Origin of the sequence: Halochromatium glycolicum (genome assembly GCF_016584085.1) — a bacterium.
In the GTDB taxonomy this organism is placed as follows: Bacteria; Pseudomonadota; Gammaproteobacteria; order Chromatiales; family Chromatiaceae; genus Lamprobacter; species Lamprobacter glycolicus.
This window is the reverse complement of sequence record NZ_NRSJ01000035.1, coordinates 27,857-52,920: the sequence shown is the minus strand read 5'-3', so window position 1 is coordinate 52,920 and position 25,064 is coordinate 27,857. Positions and strand designations below refer to the sequence as shown.

General features: G+C 65.8%; 18 protein-coding genes. 4 read left to right on the top strand and 14 right to left on the bottom strand.

The genetic code is table 11. The features are described 5' to 3' along the window. Positions 1-236: 236 nt before the first annotated feature. Positions 237-851 carry a hypothetical protein gene (locus CKO40_RS16935; protein WP_200347632.1) on the bottom strand — a complete coding sequence of 205 codons (615 nt, stop codon included), beginning with the start codon at positions 849-851 and terminating at the stop codon, positions 237-239. Next, positions 851-1,975: a hypothetical protein gene (locus tag CKO40_RS16930; RefSeq protein ID WP_200347631.1), complete on the bottom strand. Its 1,125-nt coding sequence runs from the start codon at positions 1,973-1,975 to the stop codon at positions 851-853. The genes CKO40_RS16935 and CKO40_RS16930 overlap by 1 nt, the downstream gene beginning before the upstream one ends. Positions 1,976-2,403: 428 nt before the next feature. Here CKO40_RS16930 and CKO40_RS16925 point away from each other — a divergent pair, with 428 nt between their 5' ends. Further along, positions 2,404-3,060, top strand: a complete 657-nt coding sequence (locus CKO40_RS16925; RefSeq protein ID WP_200347630.1) for a DUF938 domain-containing protein — start codon at positions 2,404-2,406, stop codon at positions 3,058-3,060. A gap of 30 nt (positions 3,061-3,090) precedes the next feature. Beyond that, complete coding sequence (locus CKO40_RS16920; RefSeq protein WP_200347629.1) at positions 3,091-3,645, top strand: DUF427 domain-containing protein; 555 nt, start codon at positions 3,091-3,093, stop codon at positions 3,643-3,645. A 66-nt stretch (positions 3,646-3,711) separates the two neighbouring features. Here CKO40_RS16920 and CKO40_RS16915 read toward each other — a convergent pair whose 3' ends face one another. The 4 genes from CKO40_RS16915 to CKO40_RS16900 all read right to left on the bottom strand — a co-directional run bounded on the left by CKO40_RS16915 (position 3,712) and on the right by CKO40_RS16900 (position 8,028). Then, complete coding sequence (locus CKO40_RS16915) at positions 3,712-4,194, bottom strand: Hsp20/alpha crystallin family protein (RefSeq protein ID WP_200347628.1); 483 nt, start codon at positions 4,192-4,194, stop codon at positions 3,712-3,714. A gap of 213 nt (positions 4,195-4,407) precedes the next feature. Further along, positions 4,408-5,466, bottom strand: coding sequence for a hypothetical protein (locus CKO40_RS16910; protein ID WP_200347627.1), 1,059 nt, complete (start codon positions 5,464-5,466; stop codon positions 4,408-4,410). Positions 5,467-5,981: 515 nt separating this feature from the next. Next, positions 5,982-7,562 carry a peptide chain release factor 3 gene (locus CKO40_RS16905; RefSeq protein ID WP_200347626.1) on the bottom strand — a complete coding sequence of 527 codons (1,581 nt, stop codon included), beginning with the start codon at positions 7,560-7,562 and terminating at the stop codon, positions 5,982-5,984. A 136-nt stretch (positions 7,563-7,698) separates the two neighbouring features. Continuing rightward, entirely contained in the window at positions 7,699-8,028 is a 330-nt protein-coding gene (locus tag CKO40_RS16900; protein ID WP_200347625.1) for a DMT family transporter, read from the bottom strand. 278 nt (positions 8,029-8,306) lie between these two features. On the opposite strand from CKO40_RS16900, the gene CKO40_RS16895 reads away from it, so the two are divergent. Continuing rightward, on the top strand, positions 8,307-8,939 hold the full coding sequence (locus tag CKO40_RS16895) for a GNAT family N-acetyltransferase (protein WP_200347624.1): 633 nt from the start codon (positions 8,307-8,309) through the stop codon (positions 8,937-8,939). Between the two features lie 221 nt (positions 8,940-9,160). On the opposite strand, the gene CKO40_RS16890 is transcribed toward CKO40_RS16895, so the two are convergent. From CKO40_RS16890 to CKO40_RS16855, 8 genes are all read right to left on the bottom strand, one after another. Continuing rightward, positions 9,161-11,887: a sensor domain-containing protein gene (locus CKO40_RS16890; protein WP_200347623.1), complete on the bottom strand. Its 2,727-nt coding sequence runs from the start codon at positions 11,885-11,887 to the stop codon at positions 9,161-9,163. A gap of 69 nt (positions 11,888-11,956) precedes the next feature. Next, positions 11,957-13,243 (bottom strand): MFS transporter, encoded by a 1,287-nt coding sequence (locus CKO40_RS16885; RefSeq protein WP_200347622.1) that lies wholly within the window; start codon positions 13,241-13,243, stop codon positions 11,957-11,959. A 26-nt stretch (positions 13,244-13,269) separates the two neighbouring features. Continuing rightward, entirely contained in the window at positions 13,270-14,574 is a 1,305-nt protein-coding gene (locus tag CKO40_RS16880) for an FUSC family protein (RefSeq protein WP_200347621.1), read from the bottom strand. Positions 14,575-14,640: 66 nt separating this feature from the next. Then, positions 14,641-15,903: a glycoside hydrolase family 108 protein gene (locus CKO40_RS16875; RefSeq protein ID WP_200347620.1), complete on the bottom strand. Its 1,263-nt coding sequence runs from the start codon at positions 15,901-15,903 to the stop codon at positions 14,641-14,643. Positions 15,904-16,406: 503 nt separating this feature from the next. Beyond that, positions 16,407-17,201, bottom strand: coding sequence for a succinate dehydrogenase iron-sulfur subunit (gene sdhB / locus CKO40_RS16870; protein ID WP_200347619.1), 795 nt, complete (start codon positions 17,199-17,201; stop codon positions 16,407-16,409). Positions 17,202-17,212: 11 nt separating this feature from the next. Next, positions 17,213-19,111, bottom strand: a complete 1,899-nt coding sequence (sdhA, locus tag CKO40_RS16865; RefSeq protein WP_200347618.1) for a succinate dehydrogenase (quinone) flavoprotein subunit — start codon at positions 19,109-19,111, stop codon at positions 17,213-17,215. Beyond that, on the bottom strand, positions 19,108-19,764 hold the full coding sequence (locus tag CKO40_RS16860) for a succinate dehydrogenase/fumarate reductase transmembrane subunit (protein ID WP_200347617.1): 657 nt from the start codon (positions 19,762-19,764) through the stop codon (positions 19,108-19,110). The genes sdhA and CKO40_RS16860 overlap by 4 nt, the downstream gene beginning before the upstream one ends. 98 nt (positions 19,765-19,862) lie before the next feature. After that, the gene (locus CKO40_RS16855) at positions 19,863-22,415 is read right to left on the bottom strand and encodes a sensor domain-containing protein (RefSeq protein ID WP_200347616.1); all 2,553 of its coding nucleotides are present in this window, start codon (positions 22,413-22,415) and stop codon (positions 19,863-19,865) included. Between the two features lie 272 nt (positions 22,416-22,687). Here CKO40_RS16855 and recD2 point away from each other — a divergent pair, with 272 nt between their 5' ends. After that, on the top strand, positions 22,688-24,922 hold the full coding sequence (gene recD2 / locus CKO40_RS16850) for an SF1B family DNA helicase RecD2 (RefSeq protein ID WP_200347633.1): 2,235 nt from the start codon (positions 22,688-22,690) through the stop codon (positions 24,920-24,922). Positions 24,923-25,064 lie beyond the last annotated feature (142 nt).

Sequence of the window (25,064 nt, the reverse complement as noted above, 5' to 3'; positions counted from 1 at the left end):
TGAGGGGAGAACAAGCCAGCTTCATCAAAGCGTTGCTCTGCAGCGAGGCGTCCATGCGTCCAGAGATCTTCAATGCCGGTCTCCGTGTCTTGTCAGCTGCCATCTCCGAGGATGGCGGGAATTGCTGGCATTAAGCGGGCCGCCTTGACTGCCGCAAGGCCCGGTGCGAACGGAGACAATCCGGCCGCGATCAGGTCTGCGTTGATGGACGCCGAAAACCTGTCTCGGCAGGCGGCTTAGGCATCATTCCTGGGTTCACGGCGGCGCTTGCGCGATGCCGCCGTCTTGGCCGGAGGCTTCTTGATCTCGGCTTCGAGCGCTGGCACGTCGGCGGTCGATGCCGCGATCAGCCGCTCGCCTGAGCTCTCGAGCTCACGCGCGCGAATGCGCTTCTCTTGGCGCAATCGCAGCCCGTACCCGGCCGCCGCGCCACCAGCGGTCGAGATCGTCAGCAGGCCAAGGGTCAGGAATTGCGCGAACATCATCGCGATCCCGACCCCGACGACCCCGCCCACCGCAACGCCGGTGCGGAGCTTGGCGCCGCTGGAGTCCTTCTTCTTGCGCGCCGCCAGCTTCGCCTTCTCGCGCTCGGCCTGCATGCGCAGCTTTTCGCGCTCGCGGGTGTGGCGCTTGTTCTGCTGGGCCAGCGTCTGCTCGCGCACCGTCCCGACCACCGAATCGAACCAGAGCGCCACCAGGAAGCCGAGCAGCGCCGCCAAGGCCGCGAACAGATAGGCGGTCTGCTCGAGGTCGGTCATCAGCGCGGTATAGGTCAGCAACGCGGTGGCGGCCTGCAACAGCAGGATGCCGATCAGGAACCGAAGCATACCGCTGATACGTCCACCCAACATCAGACACCCTCCATCCGCAAGCAGCTGCTACTGGATCGAGCACCCGCCAGCGCAATCGCTGCGTCCGGTGCCTTGGCACGACTCGTCGATGACGCCGTCCCCGCCGAATCGCCTCGGGTGATTGGAGCAACAGCCTGGGCCTGGGCCCGGGCGGTGCCGTCGATCAGCCAGATCCACTCCTGGTCCGGGGCCGGCGCGGCACCGCTGTCGACCTGGCGGTTCGGGAAGATCTCCCTCAGCCGTCGCGCAATCGCAGCCAGGCTTTCGGGCCGGCCGAGCATGTCGCCCGGGATCGGGCGATCGTAGACATCCACCACCGAGTACATGTACTCGGGGCCGAGCGGCTGCAGATCGACGACCAGCAGGGGCTGCGTTGCGCTCATCGGCACCAGGGCTGGACGCAGGCTGGTCACGAGGAACGGACCCGAGGAGGCCTCCAGCCGATCCGCGAGCCCGACATGGCCGTAGAGCCGCAACTGGCGCGCCAGCACCAACCGTGCCTCGGCCGAGAGCCCCGGATAAACCCGCTCATACAGCTCTCCGTCGGGGCGCAGCACGTCCACCTGTATCAGGAAACCGTGGCGCCCGGTGTCGTCATTGCCGCCGGCCCCATTGCTGTTCATCACATAGGTATCGATTGCCCGCAGCAGCTCGCCATAGGCTGCAACATCAACCGGCGAGCGGGCGTCGGTCGGGCCGCCGAGCAGAAAGCTGTAAAGCCCATAACCCGCGCGCGCGTCCGCATAGAGCTCGGCGAGACGATTCGCAAGCTCGGTCTCGACACCGCTCGGTGCCGGGAAGTAGGCCATTGCATAGAGCACGCCGACCTCGGAATCATCGTCGCGCGTCGGACCCACCGGCCAGCGCGGGGGACGCTTCCAGTGCTCGACCCCGAGCTGATTGGGCTGCGGGGGTGCGCCGAGCTCGAACGTCAGCGAAGCCCCCTTATCATGGGTCACGCCTCCCTCGCTCAACGCAGGGCCTTCGGCTCCGGCGCGATCCGTCGCCGCGCGATCGCCATCGCGCCCGGTGTCCTGTCCGCCGCCGGGGCCGCCCCCCGTTCCGGCGCAGGCGGCGAGCAGGGCGGCAGCAATCAGCACTGTGCTTCTCAGCACTTCAAGCATTGCGATCTCGTTAGCAGCAGGATTGGTAGGCCTCGATCGAGCGCCAGCGTGGCAACCGACCGCGAGACCGCTCGCCATGCGTGGCTAGGCCCATCATAGCCGATCCGCCAGTTCCGCATCAGCGCTTGCCGGCGCCGCCGCACCGCTTCGAGATGGTGGTCGTGTCGGCGCCGGTTGTGAACTGCCAGAGCCGATCCAATCCGCGCTCAATCTGGCGTTGAGCCCGAGGCACGTTCGGCCTCATCGAAGCGGAGGTCAGGCATCGGTCTTATCGGCATCGGTTGCGAACCGCCAGAGCCGGTCCAATCTCCGCCCAGTCTGGCGTTGAACCTCAGGCAGGTTCGGCCCCATCGAAGCGGGGCATCGCGCGCCAAGACGCAGCGCAAGCGACCGAGCGCAGTCAGCAGCACTGGCGGACCGGAGTCATCATGCAAGGCATCATCGATAAACCCTTTTCCCCGGCCTGCGAAGAGAACAAGCAGCCCATCCTCGAGGTGCTCAAACCGCGGCTCATCGCTGCACACTCGGTGCTCGAGATCGGCAGCGGCACCGGCCAGCATGCAGTGCATTTCGCCGCGGCGATGCCGCACCTACGCTGGCAGTGCACCGATGTCCCGGCCCATCTGCCGGGTATTCGGCAATGGCTGGATGAGGCAAAGCTGCCGAATCTCCCGGCCCCGCTCGCCCTAGACATGGAGACAGACTGGCTCGCCGCATTCAGCGGCCGGGGCTACGACGCCGTCTTCAGCGCCAATACCGCCCACATCATGTCGCTCGCGCAGGTCGAGCGCCTGTTCGCCGGGGTCGGTGCGCTGTTGCCTGCCGGCGGCCGTTTCCTACTCTATGGGCCGTTCAGTATCGACGGCCAGCACACCAGCGAGAGCAACGCGCGGTTCGACCAGTCGCTCCAGCTACAGAATCCGGCCAGCGGCGTCCGCGATCGGCGCGAGCTCGAGCGCTTCGCCGCCGAGGCAGGGCTGGCACTCGAGGAGGACATCGCGATGCCGGTCAACAACCGCACGCTGGTCTGGCGTCGCTTGGCGAGTGCTGCGGCACCGGTCGATGGCGGCACCTCCGGCCAGTGAGCGCGCGGATCATTCGAGGACCATACCACCATGCGTGACAGTCAATCCGATCTCGACCGCGCCCGCGCCGCCTGGCGCTATCGCGGCCAACAACGCCCGCCGTTCGCCGAGACGCCCGGGCCGGGACAGGAGTCGGTCTGGGATTATCCTCGCCCGCCGGCCTATGTCCCCGATTCACGCCGCATTGCTGTCTATGCGGGCGATGCGCTGGTCGCTGAGAGCTCAAGGAGCATCCGCGCGCTGGAGACCGGCAGCCCGCCCGCGTTCTATCTTCCGCCCGAGTCGGTCCGGTCGGAACTGCTGCAAGCATCAGCGCGACGGACCTTCTGCGAGTGGAAGGGCGAGGCCGAGTACTTCGATGTGGACGGCAGCGAGGGTTTGATTCGCAACGCGATCTGGCGTTATCCCAATGCAGGCGACGACGCCGCCGTGATCGCCGGCTGGTATGCCTGCTACCCCGCGTTACTGCGGTGCTTCGTCGACGATGAGCCGGTGCAGGCCCAGCCGGGCGGCTACTATGGGGGATGGATCACCAGTGAGATCGTTGGACCATGGAAAGGCACAGCTGGCACCGGCCACTGGTGAAGGTCCGGTGCCAGCACGTTTCAGCACTGGTCTGGCACTGGTCTGGCACGGGCCTGACATCGCTCGCTAGCTGATCGCGATCCGCTGCCGCTTGCTCTCCTCAGGCTTGGGCAGATGGATCTCGAGCAGGCCCTTCTCGAAGGTCGCCTCAGCGGCTTCGGTGTCGAGCCCGGGCGGCAGCCGCAATGTCCGGCTGAAGGCACCGTGCAGGATCTCGGCGCGATAGACATTCTCCTCTTCGCGCTTCTCCTCATGCGCCCGCTCACCGCGGATGGTCAGCATGTCACCGGCCACCTCGATGTGCACATGCTCCTTGTCGATGCCGGGAAGCTCGGCCCGCACCAGCAGCTCAGCCTCGCGGTCGATCATGTCGACCCGCGGCATCCGCACGTCCAGGTCGGGTTGGAAGGGTGCCCAATCCGGCCAGATGTCGCGGAACGGCTGCAGTAGCCCGCGCCGCATCATCTGCTCGAACGACCGATCCATTTCATCGAACCAATGGGACTCGTGACGTTGTAGGGCTTTGGTCTCTTTGCTCTTTGCGCTCATCGCGTTCCTCCTGATCACTTTGCCATCTCCTACCTCTAACTATAGCGCACCGTGACGCTGTGGCAAGCGACTGAGAGAACCCGAAAAGCCTTCAAGAACAGAACGATAGAAACCGTTCTCTGGCTGCAGACCACCGTTTTGGTTGCCGTACCGGTTTTTGGTTGCCGTACCGGTTTTTGGTTGCCGTACCGGTTTTTGGTTGCCGTACCGGAGCTAGCCGGAAGCCAGCCCGTCCAGCCAGTGAGTAAGGGTGCGTCGGCGCCGCCAGAAACGCCGCAGGTCGCGGCGCTCGAGCCGCCAGCGACGGCCGTCTGTGAGGTCCAGCTCGATGCCGCCGACGCGGCCTCGACCGAGCGCAGCGAGCGCCGGGTCAAGCCCGGCTTCCAGCTCCCTGAGCGCCTCGATCCAACGCAGCGGATCGGCGTCCTGCAGCGCCTGCCGCAGCCCTTCAAACACCACCAGCGAGCCTGCCAGTCTGGGATCGGCGGCAGCCGCCTCCTCGCTCAAGGCCGCGTGCGAGGCGGTGATCCCTGCCGCATCGGCAAGGCCCTGAGCGAGCGCAGAGCCCGCGACCAAGCGCTGAAATCCAGGCGCTTCCAGCGGCCGCCATGTCCCGCCTCCCCAGAGCCAGAGGGCGTTGATCGCCGGCTGTCCGCGACGCTCGCGCTCGGCATTGACCGGCGACTGGAACAGCGCCATCTGCACCTCGCTCAAGAACCCGGACCAGTGCTTGGCGTCGGTCCCAGCGGGCGAGGCGCTGTCGATGCTGCAGCCATCGACCTGGTCGAGCGGTTGGGTCTCGAGTGCCGGCGGGGCCGGTGGCTGCAGGTACCAGCGCGAAGGCGCCGGCGCGCTTAGTCTTAGGCCATCATCGGCGAATTCGCGATTCAATGCTGCGACCAGGGCCTCTGCCTCATCCACTGAGAGCGCGAAATGGCTGGCACCGAACAGCCGGAGCTGGTCGCGGTCGGCACGCAGATGCACCGGATCAGCATGCAGCAGATAGCCGGAGCGATCCCAGTCTGGATCATCGGCGGCGCGGGCATAGGGTGCACTCGCCTCGGCGCCGAAACGCTGCAGCAGCACCTGGGTCAGCCCGCGCCGCTCGGCTGCATCCGCCCCGTCGTCGTCCTGGCGCTGGCCCCGGGAGAGCAGACGACTCAACGCCGGCGTGGTCGGGACCTGCTCGGCAGGCAGCGGCACCGGTCCAAGCAGGCCCGGTGCCAGCACCACCAGGTCCCGAGGAGCGTCTTCTGGTTCTGTCCTCTTCATACCCGAAAGCCTGCAGCTGTTGATCGCTTCATCCGCATCCCGACCAGCGGATCGTCCTTCCCAGCACTGCATCACCCGCCCCCGCATGACCCTTGCCGACCCGCCCTGTGCTCAGCAACGCGGCACGCAGCGATGAGGCGACCACCCAAGCGGCCCGTCCTCAAGTGAGAGGCTACGGGCCGAGTCAGGGGGTTCCCGAGTCGAATATACCCATCGCAAACCGATTTTCGGTTTTCCTCGACCGTGCCGAGCATTGACGTGCCTTGGGTATAACTCGACCGCGTCCCGATGCTTAGGCGATTTCTGTCAAAGCTCATACCGCCTTGCCGGTCTTTTCGCTCGCCTTCTTCGTCGCGCCGCCGGTCACATAGCCCGGCTATGCTCCCGGCGACGCTCCTCGAAGGCAAACGAAAATCCTGCGCAATTCGGTACGAGCTTTTCCGGCAATCGCCTTAGCCGCCAAGACTCAGTTGGTCGCCTGGCAAAGGGCGTTCAATCTCCGTGCAGGCAAGCGCTCAGAGCTCGCGCGTCGCATTGAACCGGATCTCGGGCCAGCGCTCCTGGGTCAGATCCAGATTGACCCGGGTCGGCGCGAGATAGACCAGCTGTTCGTCGCCGTCGAGCGCCAGGTTCTCGTAGGCCTTCTCCTTGAAGCGCGCCAGCATCTTCGGGTCATCGCATTCGACCCAGCGCGCGGTGTTGACGCCCACCCCCTCGACCACGGCCTCGACCCCGTACTCGCCCTTGAGCCGGTAGGCCGCGACCTCGAACTGCAGCACACCGACCGCGCCGAGGATGATGTCGTTGTTCTTCAATGGCCGGAAGACCTGAGTCGCGCCCTCCTCGCAGAGCTGAAGGACACCCTTCTGCAGTGCCTTGAGCTTGAGCGGGTCCTTGAGCACGACGCGGCGGAAGAGCTCCGGTGCGAAATACGGGATACCCTCGTACTTGAGGTCTTCGCCCTCGCTGAAGGTGTCGCCGATCTGGATGGTGCCGTGGTTGTGCAGGCCGATGATGTCGCCGGGCCAGGCCTCCTCGACCTGTCGGCGCTCGTCGGCCTGGAAGGTGATCGCATTGGCGACCTGCACCGATTTGCCGATGCGCACGTGGCGCATCTTCATGCCCTTCTTGTAGCTGCCCGAGCACACGCGCAGGAAGGCGACGCGGTCGCGGTGGGCCGGGTCCATGTTCGCCTGGATCTTGAACACGAAGCCCGTGAACTTCGGCTCGGCCGGCTCCACCGGGCGCTCGCGGGTCGGGCGCGGGCGCGGCGGCGGCGCATAGGCGACGAAGGCATCGAGCAGCTCCTTGACGCCGAAGTTGTTGATCGCCGAGCCGAAGAAGACCGGTGTCTGCTTGCCCGCTGCGTAGTCGTCCAGATTCAGCGGGTGACTGGCGCCCTGGACCAGCTCGAGCTCGTCACGCAGCTCATCGGCCTGATCGCCGAGCAGGTCGTTCATGCGCGGGTTATCGAGCCCGTCGATCACCTCGCCGGTCTGGATCTTGCCGCCGTGCGTCGCGCTGAACAGGTGGGTGCGGTCGTGGCGCAGGTCGTAGACGCCCTTGAAGCGCTTGCCCATCCCGATCGGCCAGGTCACCGGCGCGCACTGGATCTGCAGCACCTGCTCGATCTCGTCGAGCACCTCGATCGCATCGCGTCCCTCGCGGTCGAGCTTGTTGACGAAGGTCAGGATCGGGGTGCTGCGCAGCCGGCAGACGTCCATCAATTTGATGGTCCGCTCCTCGACACCCTTGGCGACGTCGATCACCATCAATGCCGAATCGACCGCGGTCAGCGTGCGGTAGGTATCCTCGGAGAAGTCGCCGTGGCCCGGGGTGTCGAGTAGGTTGACGATCGACTCGCCGTATGGGAACTGCATCACCGACGAGGTCACCGAGATCCCGCGCTGCTTCTCGAGCTCCATCCAGTCCGAGGTCGCATGCCGCGCGGCCTTGCGGCCCTTGACGGTTCCGGCCAGCTGGATGGCGCCGCCGAACAGCAGCAGCTTCTCGGTCAGCGTGGTCTTCCCGGCATCCGGGTGCGAGATGATCGCGAAGGTCCGCCGGCGGGCGAGCTCGTCTTGCAGCTGGGACATGATCTCCGCTTGCACTCTATGAAACGTGGCAAAACCGCGCAGTATAACAGAGACTTGGCCATCATGACGCTGGATGATCCCGCCGCCGACCGGGAGCCGTGCAACGCTGCCTGTTGAGGTCGATCCCGAACGCGGATCAGTGCCCGACCATCTTCGAGAACAGGCTAATGATCACGACACCCGCGACGATCAACGCGATGCCGATCAGGCCGGCTAGATCCGGCACCTGGCCGAACACCAAGGCGGCAACCACCGCAACCAGCACGATCCCGAGACCGGCCCAGACCGCGTAGGCAATCCCGACCGGGATCGTCTTCAGCACGAGCGACAGGCAGTAGAAGGCGACCCCGTAGCCGAGCACGACGAGCAGGCTCGGCCCGAGCCGGCTGAAGCCGTCGGCCGCCTTCAACGCATTGGTCGCGATCACCTCGGCGACGATCGCGACAACGAGGTAGAGATAGGCCATAGCATATCGAGTCCAGACGTGATTTCCCGATTTCGGAGCACCCGGTCACGGCAGCTCCGGGGAACACATGATGGACAATTCCTAAGGCGATTGCCGGAAAAGCTCGTACCGAATTGCGCAGGATTGTCGTTTGCCTTCGAGGAGCGTCGCCGGGAGCATAGCCGGGCTATGTGACCGGCGGCGCGACGAAGAAGGCGAGCGAACAGACCAGCAAGGCGGTATGAGCTTTGACAGAAATCGCCTAAGCAGTGTTCGCAGGAGCAAGAACGGACGATCCGATGAATGAGCAACATGAGCCCCAAGAGAACCTTCAGGTCTTCACCGCGACCGGCGTCGAGCTCGACCGCTACGTCCCAGCGCTAGCGGACCTACGCATCCGGGTGTTCCGGGAGTTCCCCTACCTCTACGACGGTGACGCTGATTACGAGGCGCGTTATCTGCAAACCTACCGCGATGCCGAGGGCAGCGTCGTGGTGGTCGTGACCGACGGCGAGCGCATCGTCGGCGCCTCGACCGCGCTGCCGATGGCCGAGGAGACCGACGAGGTCAAGGCCCCGTTCGTCGCCCACGGCTATGATCCGAGCCGGATCTTCTATTTGGGCGAATCGGTGCTGCTGCCCGACTATCGCGGCCGCGGACTCGGCGTGCGATTCTTCGAAGAGCGCGAGCGGCATGCCCGTGCCCTGAGCGAGCAGCAGGGCCTGCAATTCGACTGGTACGCCTTCTGTGCGGTGCAGCGCAGCGATGATGACCCGCGGCGACCCGCCGACCACGTGCCGCTGGATCGCTTTTGGACCAAGCGCGGCTATCGACGCCACCCGGAGCTGACGACGACCTTCAGCTGGCAGGAGCTCGGCGATACAGATGAGACCGCGAAACCGATGGTATTCTGGCTCAAGCCAGCCGACTAGTGCATCGCGTCAGCAATACCGAGACCCTCTTTCTGCCATTTGGGCTCTCAGCGCTGTAGGAGCCCGCTTGCGGGCGACCAGGCCGCGCTCACGGCTGCGAAGATCGCCCGCAAGCGGGTTCCTACCCCACGACCAGCTGCGAAAATCGCCCGCAAGCGGGCTCCTACCCTACGACCGGTGTGGGCAGCGACAACCGGTCTTGGGATTCCCGCTGTCTTGCACTAACCTGCGGCCTCGAGCAGGCGCTCGATCGCCTCAGGCGACATCGGTCGACCGAACAGAAACCCCTGGGCAACGCGACAACCTTTTCCACTCAGGAAAGCGGCCTGATCTTCCGTCTCGACGCCCTCGGCGATCACAGCCAGGCTCAATGCTCGGCTCATCGCGATCACTGCATCGCAGATGGCCATATCGTCCTGTTCATCGGGGATGCCGCGCACGAAGCCTTGGTCGAGCTTGAGCCTGCTGATCGGCAGCCGCTTGAGGTGGCTGAGGCACGAATAGCCGGTCCCGAAGTCATCGATCGCGATCCCGACCCCTTTGGCATGGAGCGTCTGCAGCTTCTCCACTCCGGAGTCGGCACGCCGCATGACGAAGTTCTCGCTGATCTCCAGCTCGAGACAGCTCGCCGGCAATCCCGTTTCGGCGAGCGTGCGCTCGACGTCTCCAACGAACTCGCGGTCATGGACCTGTCGCCCCGCCACATTGACCCCGACCCAGTCAAATTCGAAACCTTGATCCAGCCAACGCCGCGCCTGGGCGCAGGCGCAGCGCAAGACCCAGCGCCCGATCTCCAGGATCAGGCCGGTCTGTTCGGCAATGGGAATGAAACGCATCGGCGGGATGACGCCTTCTTCCGGGTGATGCCAGCGCAGCAACGCCTCGACCCCGAGCAAGCGACCCGATTCGAGATCGATCTGAGGCTGATACAGGAGTCGAAACTCGTCGCGCTCCAGCGCGCCGCGCAGCGCATTCTCGAGGAACACATGCTCGAAGGCCGCCGCTGTCATCTCGGCGGTATAGAACGCATAGCTGTTCCCACCCTCTTCCTTGGCGCGATACATCGCCGCGTCGGCGTTGCGCAACAGGGCTGCGACCGTATTGCCGTCGTCCGGATACAGGCTGATCCCGATGCTGGCGGTGACGCGCACGGAGCTGCCCTCGATCAGAAAGGGCTCCTTCAGGGCCTCGATCAGCTTGCGCGCGACCGGCGCGACATGCGTGGCGCCCTCGACCGCTTCCAGCAGGACCACGAACTCGTCGCCGCTGATGCGGGCAACCGTGTCCTCGGCCCTGAGGGTATCGGTCAGGCGCCGGCTGAACTGTTGCAACAGCTGATCACCGGCCGGATGCCCCAGGCTGTCGTTGATGTGCTTGAAACGATCGAGGTCGGTGAACAACACCGCCAAAGCGCCATGGTTACGGGCGGCATGATGGATAGCGTGGCCCAGCCGGGCATCGAACAATAGCCGGTTGGGCAGGTTGGTCAGCGGATCATGATGCGCGAGATGATCCAGACGCGCTTCGGACTCTTTGAGCGAGGTGATATCGGCGAACACACCGACATAGCCGGTCGCTTGGCCCTGTTGATCCGAGACGACGCTGATGGTCAATAACTCCGGATAGATCGCCCCATCCTTGCGGCGGTTCCAGATCTCGCCGTGCCATTGGCCTCGCCCCTCCAATGACTGCCACATCCGCTGATAGAAGCTGCGATCGTGCCGGTCCGATTTCAGCAAACGTGGGTTTTGGCCAATCACCTCCTCTTTGCGATAGCCGGTAATACCGCAAAAGGCAGGATTGACATCGCGAATCTCGCCATCCAATGCGGTGATCACGACCCCTTCCGCCGTGCTGGCGAACACGGCCGCTGCCTCGCGCAGCTTCTCCTCAACCGCCTTACGCTCGGTGATGTCCATGACGATCCCGTCCCAGAACACCCCGCGATCGGCTGATCGATACGGTAGCGAGCGCACTGCGATCCATTTGCGACTGCCATCTGGCAGGCACTGCGGCAGCTCCATCTCAAACAGGCTCAGATCACGCACAGACCGTTCGTTGGCCTGATGCACAGCGTCCCGATAGGGCTGTTCGGTCAGCTCAAAGGCGGCCGTTGCGTCGGCCAGCATCCGCTCGCGACTGATCCCCAGGATCTGCTCAATGCCCTTCGAGGCATAGGTGAAGCGATACTCGCCGCTCGGGGTTCGGTGAAGCCGGTAGATCGCCCCGCCCGGCAGGTTGTCGCCGAGCGACTCCAAGCGCTCGGCCGTTTCCTTGGCGGCCGCTTCGGCCTGCTTGCGCTCGGTCACATCAAGCATCAGCCCCTCGAGGACGAGCTGCCCTCGGCGGTTGATATCCGGCACGCCCCGACCCTGCTCCCAAACCCAGATCAGACGGCCGTCTCGACGACGAAGGCGGTATTCGACACGAAATGCTCGATCGGCCTTCAGGGCCTGCTGGATCTGTTCGCAGACGGGCTCTCGATCCTCTGGATGAATGAGCGCCGCATAGGCGATCGTTGCATTGCCGATCAGCTCTTCTGGCGCATAACCGGTCAGCAGGTGCACAGAACGGCTGACATAGCGTATCGTCCAGCTGTGGTCATTCTCGCAGCGGTAGGCGATCCCCGGCAGACTCTCGACCAAGGTCTCGAAGCGTCGCCCGGTCTCCTGGTGCTGTTTCAGGCGCGAGCGCAGAAGCAGGAACAGCAGGGCCGAGGTGACGGCGACGAAGCCCAGACCCTTGGCCGTTTGCCAGGGCACGAGGTCCTGCCCACCGGGTGTTGGAAGGGCCACAAGCCAATCGCTGACGAGAATCCAGCTCGCGGCGATCGCTGCATAGGCGAGCGAGATAGACCGGGCGGTGCGGGAGGGCGAAGACTGATCCGGACGATGGGGCATGGCACGGGCGGCGAGCGGCAGACTGAATCCGAGCGCGTCGCGCGTCATCTCGGAGTCAGCTCGTCGTTATGACAGGAGGCTTATCTCGCATCGATGCACTCATCCCCGCATCATACGCTAGGAGCGAGCGCTCGAGGTCGCATTCAAGATCAGCACGCCGATACACCCACCACCGAGGCAGAGCAGGACCCAGAGCAGCCAGCTGGAGGTCCCAGGATCGCTCGCTGCGGCGTTGCCTGCCAGCCCGAGCATCAATGTCGCCCCGATCGCCAGCAGTCGCTTGCTGACACCGAGCAGGGAGAGCGCCGTCGCGCGCAGACCGGAGACCCCGAACTCGAGCACCCAGGACTTGGTGAGCGGCAGCAGGGCGAGCAGCAACGACTGCGCGAATCCCAGTAGGATCGGGGCCGCCACGGCATCGGAAGCGCGCACCGGGGTCTGCCCCAGGACGATGGCCGATGCCATCAAGCCGAGGGCGGTCGCGATGAAACCGCCCAACAGCAGGGCACGCGCTCGGTCACTGAGCCGCTGGCGAGGCCAGAGGCGGGCCAGTAGTGCCGTCAGGCCCAGCATGACCAGCACTACGGTCAGATTGAACGAAAAGATGCTGAGCGCGCGCTCGCCCACCTCTCGACCCGGCAGCAAGGTGGCTGGTGCGAAATGGTCCATGAACTGCACCAGCAGGTTGATGCAGGCCCCGACTAGGATCGCCGCCACCAGCCTGAACCGCCCGAACGCGAGCACGGCCCAGTACTCCCGGAGAGGCAATGCGAGCCCCGAAAGAGGTCGCGCCGAGTGAACGTCTCGTTCTCCATCGGGGGCGGGTCGCAGCAGGAACACCACGCCAGTGAGGACCAGACAAAGGAAGTACGGCGCCGTCACCAACTGCGGTGCGCTCGCCGACTCCAGCGACGCCGACCAGTTCAGACCAAACAGTAGCGGGAAGGCGAGCGTGGCAGCACCGAGGTAGCCGCTGTTATAGAGCAGAAAGCCGGTGCTGAGCTCCAGGTCCGTCGCACCCTGTCCGCGATGTCGTTCCATGGCCGAATCCAGCCACGCATCAACCGACGCATGGTGCAAACCGAGCCCGACCCCGAACAGGGCGCCGGCGGCCCAGAGCAAAGCGACCGCGTCGAGCACCACACCCAGCATCGCCAGTACCGCCCAGGCGCCGAAGGCCGTCGCCGACGCGAGGATAGCCAGCGATCGGCTCACGCGGTCGGAGAGACGTGCAGCGATGATCTCACCGAGCAACATCCCGGCAAAGCTGAAACCGAGCAGCAACATGACCGAGGCGCCGCCCGCGGCGACCTGGCGGTAGACCCAGACATCGAGCGTGTAGCGGAAGCCGACCAGACCGCCGAATGCCGCATTGAGCCCCAGATAGCGGGGCCAGATCAGCATGCTCGCGGCACGCTGTCGAACCGCAGTCATCCTCGCCGCAGTAGCATCAGGGTCGCGTACTCGGCTCGTGGCAATTGATAGGCCCTGACCCGTGTCCGATCCAGCAGCCGAGGAATATCAACAATGCTCAGCGACTCCTCTTCCGGGACCGCGGTGCTGAACTTGGCCATCACCTTGTCGAGCAGCTGCCGCGCCGTCTCGTCTCTGATCCGGCCCGCCCGAAAGTTGCTATCCAGCACCGCTAGCCAAGGCTGCAGCTGCTGGTTGATGCGCTCGATGTCGGTCTCCTTGTCGCGTGCATCAAGAAAGACCAGGGGAGGCGGATGGCGCAGCGACGAGAGGGCCGGCTTCATGTACCAGAGGCTCGAATCCGCGATCGGGAAGGACGGGTCCAGACTCGCCGCGGCAAGATCGACGGTACCGGCGGCGGCGTTCGAGAACCGCCGCATGTTCACGACCAGATAATCCTCGCTCACTGGGTCATCGTAAATGGTCAGGATGAAGCAATCCACCGGATCGGACGAGATCTCCTCGATCCCCCGCCGCCCACGCGCCGTGAGGTCGGTGATGGACTTCTCCAGCACCAGCTGGCCAAACCGCTGATCACCGATGAACAGGGCCGACTTGGCCGTCGCTCCCTCCTTGGTCGGGGTGGATTGAAAGCGGATATGGGCCTTGGCCCCTTCGCGCGAGCCGTGAATGCGCTGCAGCTTGATGACGCCCTGCTCGAAGTAGACGAACACCGTCGTCACCCGCGGCTCGATCACCTTGCTGAGATCCTTGGTCTCGAACATGATCGCGAGCAGACTGCTCAGCGTGTGCGATTCCTCATCGTCGAACAGCTCGCGGACGGTCTTCTGCTCCGTCTTCCAATCATCATAGGAGGCCCAGCCATGACGCCGTTCGAGGTCGGCGGCGATCTGCAGCACATCGTCGATGGACTCGAGATCCAGAGACTGCTCCGGGGGAAACAGCTTCTCGGGCGGCAACATGTAGAAGAAGAACAGCATGCCAGCGAACCACAGCGCCGCAGGGCCGACGATGCTGATCGTGACCCCCATGACGGTCCCCTTCAGCGCCGTCGCGTTCGCGAACAGCAGCGAGCTGGCGGTCGAGAGCGCGAAGAACAGCAGGACGACCACGACCACGTAGGTCACCGGCTCCCGTTCCTGCTCGAAGAATACGTAAACCACGGTCGCCGCCAGCGCGACCAGTACCGTGATGGAGGCCACGAGGAACAGATACTTCGGGTTGATCTGGTGCACCGCGCCCGACGGCGCCTGGGGCGGTCTCGTCTCAGCTGAACCGGCAGTTCCGAGGTCATCGCTCATGACGGCTGATCTCCAGTCTCGCATCCACCGGTTGAGGGGCCCGTCGCAGAGCAGCGGATCGCCATGCTAGGTGCGTCCGCCCGCGCGGAGCATGTCCAGCGCTGCATCGCGGGTCTCGGCAGTGCGACGCGACCAGCCGCGACCGAAGGTCTCCCAGTGCGACAGGCCCCGATAGTAGTTCAGCCGCGCATCACTGAATTGCTTGATCAGGTGCTCGGCGTCGTTCTGGCTCACGGCTCCAAGCGTGATCGGCCCGATCTGCCCATCGGCCTCGACGGCGACGATCCTCTGCAGCATCTTCGCGGCACGGCTCACCCCGGCATTCACGCCGAAATCGAAGGTCACCAAATCGACCCCGATCGGCAACTGATCGCAGTTCAGCGCATTCCAATAGTTCGCGCGATAGATCTCCCGGGCCTCGTCTTCCGAGAGCTCCTTGACATCATCCTTGGTGATCGACTCGCCCCGCCAAGCCCGAAGCGTCTGGAATGTGATGCCCATGTTGGTCGCGCCTCCCGGATCGCTCGGATGATCCACATAGCCGCCTTCATGACCGAGGATGATGTCGACACAGCGGCGGAACTGCCGGGTGCTCTTCTTCGGCGCCAACGTCGGCGTCGCGGCGACCGGCTCGCGCGCGACGCGCTGGATCAGCTCACGTGCCTGCCGCGACTGGTTGTCGACGATGCGCTCGGTCGCACTCAAGCTATCGCGTTGCATCGCGGCGACCTGAGACTGCGTCTGCAGCGCGATATCGTCCTTATTGCGCGACCCGCTCGACGAGCCGAGCCAGAAGCTGACCACGGTCGCGAATCCGGCGGTGAGCGCCCCAACCGCGATATTGACGATCTGCAGCAGCGCCTGATCCGCCTGGCTCGCTGGATCGAGTCCGGCACTGATCAGATAGAGCAGCACAGCGAAGAACCCCACCGTCACGACAGCAGAGACGATGACCGGCCCCCAGGCTAATGGACTATTGAGCCGAACCAGCCCCGTCATGGTCGCACGAGCGTCCTGCTTGTCCTGCAACGTGGTCTTGAACTGATCGAATTGGAGACGGATCGCCTCGAGCTGCCCCTCGCGCTCCTTTTGCCTCAATTCGGCCTCGCGCCGATCGGCTTCGGCCTCGATCTCGGCAAGACGCACCCGAAGCTCCGCTGCGACCTTTGGGTCCTGCAGTTCCAGGTCGGCCTGTTGCGGATCATCGGTTCCGAGGAAATTCCGGACCGTGTCGGCCACCTTTTCTTCAACATCCGGCATCACCTTATCGGCAATGCGTTTTGCAAGGCCGGGAAGCTGCGAGATCGCCAGACTCACCAAAGGATTCATTCTGCGTCTCCAGGGAAGGACGGATGACGGTGAACCGCCGCGCTACACTGCGAGCGCATGCTGCGGAATGCGCACTCTCATCGACGCAATTCGGCGTTCAGTCAATTCGATGCAGCCAGCGCGACCAGCCGACGGAGGAGAAGCTAGCGCTAAAGCAGACTCTTGGCAAGCACAGAGGCACGGCCGCAGCGCAACGGTTGCGCTCGATATCGCGATCGATCGACCATCACGACGTCAATATCGGCCAGTACCAGTATCGAAGCCACTCCGGGCTCGCCGCGACCAATTGATCACCAGAAGCCGAAAGACCGCACAAAAGGCAACGTTAGCCTCAAGGTTCTGAATCAGTCGCTCATGCAGACCATGAGGCCAATATCGCAGGACGGGTTAGAAAACCAAACAGAACGCCCCTAAGGCGATAGGAAACAGTGGATCAACAGAAACGACTTTTCCCGATTTCGGAGCGATCGCTCGCAGCAGCCGCTTAGTCTCCCAGCAGCCGCTTAGTGAGGACCGAACAGGTCCTTGAATGCCTGCAGCGTCGTCTCGCGCCCCAGCTCACCGATCGCGGTCGTGAGCGGGATCGCCTTGGGGCAGACGCGCACGCAGTTCTGAGCGTTGCCGCAGTCGCTGAGCCCGCCGTCGGCCATGATCGCGTGCAGGCGCTCGGCCTTGTCGTAACGGCCGGTCGGATGCGCGTTCATCAGCCGCACCTGGGCCAACGGCGCCGGGCCGACGAAGGACGCCTCGGGGCCGAACTGGGAACCGAACTGGGGGCCGAACTGGGGGCAGGCAGCCATGCAGCAGCCGCAGCTCATGCAGCGGCTGTAGAGATAGTTCGCTTGCCACTCCTTGGGTGAGACGCGCGGCGCGCGCTCATGGACGTCCCAAGGCCCATCGAGCTTGATCCAGGCCTTGACGCGCTTCAGGTGCGCGAACAGCGCCGCGCGATCGACCATCAGGTCGCGCACGACCGGGAACTTGGGCAGCGGCTCGAGCCGGATCGGCGCCTCGAGCTCGGCGATCAGCGCCGAGCAGGCCGGTCGCGGCGAGCCGTTGATCAGCATCGCGCAGGCGCCGCAGACCTCCTCCATGCAGTTGTGCTCGAACGCGACCGGATCGACCCGCGTCCCGTCCTGGGTCACGCAGTGCTCGCGCAGGTCCATCAGCAGCGAGACGACATTGGCGCCCGGGCGCACCGGGCATACGAAGGTCTGCCAATACGGCTTGGTGGTCGGGCCGTCCTGGCGTCGGATCTGGAGCTCGACGGTCTCGCAGGCGGGCGATTCGGATGGCATCCGGGCTTGCATCAGCGATAATCCCGCGGCTGCTCGGGCGCCAGCAGCCCGAGATCGACCGGTTCGAAGTGGATCTGCGGCCCGTCCGGGCCCGGCTCGGCGAGCGTGGTCTTGAGCCATTCGGCGTTGTTCGCCTTCCAGCGCTCGCGGTAGGCCTCGAACGCGGGCTCACCCGGGAAGCTGTCCGCTGGCATCGCGATGTCGAAGGCCGGCTTGAAATGGGCGCCGCGGCACTCGTCGCGCGCGCGGGCGCTCGCGGCCATCACCTGCGCCAGCCGCACCATGTCCAGCACCTGGCGCGCATGGGCCAGGCTCTGATTGGCCCAGGTGCTCGACTCGCCCAGGTCGAGCCGCTCGAAGCGCTGCTCGAGCGCGCTCAGGTCCGCGATCGCCCCATCCAGCCCGGCGTTGTCGCGGATCACGCCGACCTTGGTCGTCATCAGCTCACCGAGCTCCCGATGGAGTCGGAACGGGTTCTGATCGCCGCTGGAGCGCATCAGGCGTTGGTTGATCTCGGCCTGGCGGGCCGTTTCGGCATCGAAGCTCGCCGCCGGCGCCGCGTCGGCCCCGCGCTCGAGCCCACTCAGATAGCTGGCCACCGCCTCGCCGGCGACGCGCCCGGAATAGGAGGCCGACAGCAGCGAGTTGGCGCCGAGCCGATTGGCGCCATGGTAGGCATAATCGCACTCGCCGCAGGCATAGAGCCCGGCGATGCTGGTGGCATGGTTGCGCGGGCTGCCGCGTCTCATCCCACCGGTCGCGGGGTCCTTCTCGTAGTCGACCCAGAGCCCGCCCATCGCATAGTGCGCGGCCGGGAAGATCTCCATCGGTGTCGTCAGCGGGTCCTGGCCGGCGAACTTGCGGTAGATCGACAGGATCGCGCCGAGCCGGGTCGAGACGAAGCCGCGCTCGAGATGGGTCAGGTCCAGATAGACCCGATCGCCGCCGCCGATCCCGAGGCCGAGCTCGCGCGTGACCTTCCAGATCGCGCGCGAGGCGATGTCGCGCGGCACCGTGTTGCCGTAGCTCGGATACCAGTCCTCGAGGAAATAGAAGCGCTCCGCTTCCGGGATGCGCAGCGGCGCGCGCCGATCAGCCGGGTCCTTGGGCACCCAGACCCGACCGCCCTCGCCGCGCGCCGCCTCGGTCATCAGCCGCGTCTTGTCCGCGCCGAGCATCGCGGTCGGATGGAACTGGAAGAATTCGGCATTGGCGAAGCGCGCGCCCTGCTGATAGACCCGGCTCGCGGCGGCGCCGGTGGAGTTGGTCGAGCAGGTCGTCTTGGGCGCATAGATCTGGCCGAGACCGCCGGTCGCGAGCACGACCGCATCGGCGCGGAAGGCGCGCACCTCGAGGCTGCGCAGGTCCATCGCGACGATGCCGCGGCAGACCCCATCATCATCCCGGACGATCGACAGGAACTCCCACCACTCCTGCTTCGCGACCTGCCCCTCGGTCTCGAGCCGCCGGACCTGCTGGTCAACGCCATAGAGCAACTGCTGGCCGGTGCTGGCGCCGGCGAAGCAGGTGCGCTTGTTCTTGACGCCGCCGAACAGGCGCTGATCCAAGAGCCCCTCGGGCGTGCGCGAGAAGGTCACGCCCATGCGCTCGAAGGTGCGGATCAGCCCGGGCGCGTCCTCGCACATCGACTGGATCGGCGGCTGATTGGCGAGATAGCTGCCGCCCTTGATGGTGTCGACGATATGCTGCTGGACGCTGTCGTGCTGGCCCTTGCCGTCGAGCACCGCGTTGATGCCGCCCTGGGCGCAGGCCGAGTGCGAGCGCATCACCTCGAACAGCGAGAACAGGGTCACCCGATGCCCGGCCGCGGCGATTGCGAGCGTCGCCCAGAGGCCGCCGAGCCCGCCGCCGATGACGATGACCTGGCCGCCCTTCTGTCCCCCGCTCATGCGCCACCCCCGGCCGCCGGCGCGATCAGGAACCCGAGCAACCCGTGCACCCCGAGCGCCGCGAGCAGCAGCCCGAGGCCGGCGCAGACCCAGCCGAAGCGGCGCTGCGCCTCGGCGCTCGCAGTCAGCCCCCAGACGATCGCGGCGGTCGCGAGCCCGTTCGCGAGGTGGAACACCGCCAGCAGCAGGCCGGCGAGATAGAGCGCGAAGACCGCCGGCTGCGCCAGCGCCTGGCGCATATGCGTGAACAGATCGGCGCTGATCGACGGATCGAACAGCCCGGCGATGCGCGTCAGCCCGACATGCAGCAGCAGGAACAGGATCAGCCCGACGCCGGAGAGCCGCTGCAGCCAATAGAGCCGATTACGGAGATAACCATAGCGGCGCGGCTCGGCGCGGCCGTGGCCGATGATCACCAGTCCATAGCCGGCATGGAACAGCAGCGGCAGCGCGATCAGGAACAGCTCGAACAGCAGCAGATAGTTCAGGCCTTGGAGCGCGCCGACGACCTCGTCGTTGTAGTGCGCGGCGCCGAAGCGTGACTGCGAGTTCTCCCACAGATGGAAGACCAGGAAGGCGCCGATCGGCACCAGGCCGAGCAGCGAGTGCAGCCGGCGCAGCAGGAAGTGCGAATTCTCGATGGAGGAAGACATGGGACCCCGAAGCCGCGAATGCCCCTTCAGCGTAGCGGCTTCGCCCCTCATGCCCGTTGATCGACCTCACAACATCGGAATATTCGCATGCGCTCAAATCACTGCACCCAGTCGATCCCCCAAGACGCCACCGATTCCGGCGAGGCGGCCTCGCCGTCCTGACGCGCAATGACGGTGCATCCCATGTCGCGGGCGGTCTGCGTCATGCAGACCAGGGCGGTGCGCGCGCGCGGCGACTCGGCCGCAAGACGCATCAGCTCGGCATCGACGATGACGAAGGCGACGGGCAGCTCGACCAGGAAGCGGATGGTCGATTGCTGACCGCCGAAGCCGACAACCCCCAGCTTGCAACCGCGCTCGAGCAGCGGCTGCAGACCCGCCAAGACCTGCTTCGCGCCCTGGGCGAATTGGGCTTCGTCGACGGTCAGCACCAGGCCGGGATCGCTGTGCCCTGATCGGTCCGCCGGCACCCGCTCGGCGAGGGCCTCCATGTAGCTCGGGTGCAGCACCGAGTCGCGGGATAGGCGCACGAAGACCAAGCACTCATCTTGTCCCGCTTCTTCCGGTGGTGCTGCAGCCAGCCGCTCGGCCGCCGCCGTCACCAGGATCTGGTCGATGCGATGCATCAGACCGAGCTGCTGCGCGACCTCGATACAGCCCTGCTCGTCGAGCAGACCGCCAGCGGGATGCGGCACCTGGGCGACCAACTCCCGCGCGCGTTGCCTGCTCGAGCGCAGCGCCAGGATCGGCCGTTCGCAGACCTCGATGGTCTCCTCCCGCAGGGCCTCTTGCAGCACCGCCGCGCGCGAGATCGCCGCCTGACCTTCCTCGGCGCCATCGAACAGCGCACGGTTACGGCCGCGGCGCTTGGCCTGATAGAGCGCGGCATCGGCCCGCTGGATCACCGCCTCGAGGCTGTCCGCACCGGGCCGGAACAGCGCCAGCCCAGCACTGATGGACAGGCGCACCGCGTGCCCCGCGGCGTCGATCGGCTCCGCGCCGATCCGTGCCCGCACGCGCTCGATGGTCGCCATCGCCGTCGCGGCGCTGCTGTCCGGGATCACCAGGATGAACTCGTCACCGCCCCAACGCCCGACCCAGTCGGCCGAGCGCAGCTCGTGTCGGAGCATCTCGCCGGCACGATGCAGGACCGCATCGCCGGCCAGGTGCCCATATGCGTCGTTGATCTCCTTGAAATGGTCCAGGTCCAGGATCGCGATCGCAAAAGGCTGACCGGAGCGCTTGGCTTGGCCGTGAATCGTTTGGATCGAGCGCATGATCCCACGCCGATTCAAGACATCCGTCGCCGCATCATGCTCGACCAGGTACATCACCTGCCCCTCGGCCTCGCGCCGGCGCGTGATGTCCAGGTGGGTCCCAGCCGTTTGCAGCCCGGCCCTATCCGTCTTCCGGTCATGCACCCGAGAGCGATCCAGCACCCAGACCCAATGGCCCGAGCGGTGACGCATCCGGTACTCGGCCTCGAAGGAATCGACCTCGCCGTCGATCACCGGCTTCACCCGGGCCTCGACCGCCGCGCGATCCTCGGGATGGATCATCTCGAGCCAGGTGTGCCAGTCGAGCCTCAGCTCGCCGGGACGGTATCCCAGCATCGCCAGGTAACGCGCATCCACCTCGAACGCACCCTCAGGCATCCGCGCCGAGTAGGTGCCGATCTGCCCGCCTTCGAGCGCCTGATCGAGCAGCTGCTGGGCCAGATCGCGCTCGCGCTCGGCGCGCTTGCGGTCGGTGATATCCAGTACGGTGAACACCAGCCCGGCCCTCAGATCGGCCGGATCGAGCGCCGCCGAGCGCAGCAGGACGTCGACCAAGGTGCCATCGCGTCGGCGCATGACGGCCTCGATCTCGCCGACGCCATAGGCCCGAACCTGGGCGTGCTTGACGCGCGCGACGCGCTCGAACTCAGCCGTGTTGGGATAGATCATGCGCGCGCTTTGGCCGATCAGTTCCTCTTCGGAATAGCCGAGCAGCGCGAGCAGGCGTTGGTTCACCGACTGGAACACCCGTTCACAGACGACCCCGATCCCGACCGGGGCCGCCTTGAGCAGCGTCTTCAACTCCTGGTTGCTGCGGCGCAGCCGCTGCTGCGCCTGATGGAGCTCGGTGATGTCGGTGAGGGTCGTCAGACAGTGATGCGAGCCATCCGCATCCGTCATCACGCAACTATCGAGGCGCAGCTCGCGCGCGCGCTCCTGACGCCGTGCCTCGAGCTGGAACTCATCCGATACGAGCCCTTTGCCGGCAAAGGCCGCATTGAGGTGGCTGAGCAGATGCGAGCGTTCCTGTCCGCCCAGGATCGAGGCCAGCGGCCAGCCATCGAGCAGGCCGCGTTCCCGGCGGAGCAGGCGCGCGGCGGCGAGATTCGAGCGCGAGATGTTGCCGTTGAGATCGAGCTGCAGATAGGCGACTGGCGCGAAATCGAACAGCACGGCAGACTGTTCACGGGAGACCTCGAGCTCGGTTTGGGCCGCAGCCAGCTCGCGGTTGCTGAGCTCGAGCTCGATCTGATGCAGCTCCAGCTCATGCAATCGGCGCCGCGCGTCATCGTCGGACTCGGCCCGCAGCGTTTGCTCGGCGCGGGTCAGCAACCGGACGAGATCCTCGCGGTCAACGTGCTCGTACTTCGACATTCCCACCTCCTGCCGCACCAGCGGCCGCTGCCTGCAAGAAGCTTCCAGCGAAGTGCACCGATCAAACCCTGCGCGATTCGGTCCCAGGCCGTCCCTACTTCAAACCATAGTGCAACATCCTCACCGGCACCATTGCGCCGCCAGGGCGGGAATCGATGGTTGTAGCATAGTCTTCATCTCGACCTCAGGCATCCGCGCGCTGTCTAATGCGCGAGCCGCGGCCAGCCGAGCTCGACCCGATTCAATCGAGCACAGAAGTCAGCGCGATCGCCATGCCGGATCGGCCCTCTACACCACCTGAGCGCGCTGCATCGCCGGCAACCGCCGAGCGCCTCAGCGGTGCGGTCGAGCGCGTGACCTTCCACAGCCCTGAGTCCGGCTTCTGCGTGCTGCGCATCAAGGCGCGCGGGCAGCGGGAGCTGGTCACCGTCGTCGGCCAGGCCGCGAGCGTGACCGCCGGCGAGTACATCGAGGCCAACGGCGCCTGGGTCACCGATCGCAAGCACGGCCTGCAGTTCAAGGCCCAGTTCCTGCGCGTGATCCCGCCCAGCACGCGCGACGGCATCGAGCGCTACCTCGGCTCCGGGATGGTCAAGGGCATCGGGCCGCATTTCGCGCGCACCCTGGTGCAGGCGTTCGGCGATACGGTCTTCGACGTCATCGAGGACAGCCCGGAGCGCCTGCTCGAGCTGCCCGGTATCGGCAAGAAGCGCCAGCAGCGGGTCACCGCGGCCTGGGCCGAGCAGAAGGTGATCCGATCGATCATGGTGTTCCTGCAGTCGCACGGGGTCGGCACCGCACGCGCGGTGCGCATCTACAAGACCTATGGCGACGCGGCGCTCGAGCGGGTGCGCGAGAACCCGTACCGGCTCGCGCTGGATATCCACGGCATCGGCTTCAAGACCGCTGACGCGCTCGCGCAGCGCCTCGGCATCCCGCCCGATTCACTGCTGCGCGCCCAGGCCGGGGTGCGCCATGTGCTGCAGGAGATCGCCGGTCAAGGCCATTGCGCCGCCTGGAGGGAGGCGTTGATCGAGCAGGGCGCGGCCTTGCTCGCAATCCCGCCGGCCCTAGTCGAGCAGGCGATCGACGCCGAGCTCGCCGACGAGCGCTTGGTCGCCGAGACCATCGATGCCCAGCCGGTCCTCGCATTGACGCCACTGCAGCGCGCCGAGCAGGGCATCGCCCTCAGCGTGCAGCGACTGCTGGCCGGCGCGCCGCCCTGGGGGCCGATCGACCCGGAGCGCGCCCTGCCCTGGGTCGAGCGGCAGACCGGGCTGACCCTGGCCGCATCGCAGCGCGCCGGCATCGCGCAGGCGGTCAACGGCAAGCTCGGCATCGTCACCGGCGGCCCCGGGGTCGGCAAGACCACGGTGGTCGACGCCATCCTGCGCATCCTGCTCGCGAAGGGCGCGCGCGTGCTGCTCTGCGCGCCGACCGGTCGCGCCGCCAAGCGCTTGAGCGAGACCACCGGCCGCGAGGCCAAGACCATCCACCGGCTGCTCGAATTCGATCCGCAGTCGATGGCCTTCAAGCGTGACCCGTACCGCCCGCTCGAGACCGATCTGCTGGTCTGCGACGAGGTCTCGATGGTCGACACGGTGCTGATGAACCAGCTCCTGCGCGCGGTGCCGACCAACGCGGCCGTGCTCCTGGTCGGCGACGTCGATCAATTGCCCTCGGTCGGCCCGGGTGCGGTGCTCGCGGACCTGATCGCCTCCGAGCAGGTGCCCACCGTGCGCCTGACCGAGGTCTTCCGCCAGGCCGCGGCCTCGCGCATCATCGTCAACGCGCACCGGATCAACGCCGGACAGTTGCCGCAGGCGCCGCGCGACGAGCAGCCGGACAGCGATTTCTACCTGATCCGCTGCGAGACGCCCGAGCAGATCCAGGAGCGGCTGATCAAGGTCGTCAGCGAGCGCATCCCGCAGCGCTTCGGGCTCGACCCGGTGCGCGAGGTCCAGGTGCTGACGCCGATGAACCGGGGCGGCCTCGGCGCCCGCGCCCTGAACAGCGCGCTGCAGCAATGCCTGAACCCGAGCGCGCAGCCGCGCATCGAGCGCTTCGGCTGGACCTATGCACCCGGCGACAAGGTGATCCAGCTCGTCAACGATTACGACAAGGAGGTCTTCAACGGCGACATCGGCCGCGTCGAGACCATCGAGGTCGACGAGGGCCTGATCGGCATCGACTTCGATGGCCGCCGCATCACCTACGAGACCGGCGAGCTCGATCAGCTTGCGCTCGCCTACGCGACCAGCGTGCACAAGGCGCAGGGCTCAGAATACCCGGCGGTCGTGATCCCGCTCGCGACCCAGCACTACAGCCTGCTGCAGCGCAACCTGCTCTACACCGCGGTCACCCGCGGCAAGGCCCTGGTCGTGCTCATCGCCCAGCCCAAGGCGCTCGCGATCGCGGTGCGCCAGGTCGGAGGCACGCGGCTGACCAGACTGCGCGAACGGCTCGTGGAGGCAGGCGATGCCGAGCTCGGCCTATCACTGTGCTGAGCCGCCCGAGCGGTTTTCCTGGCACGGTTCTCGTTTTGGGAGACGACTCGCTTTAGACTATGGGGCTTTTGCAGTACCCGGGCATCAGCGAGCCCTAGGGTGCCTCTTCTCGACAGCACGGGGGCCGCGCCGAAGACGCAGC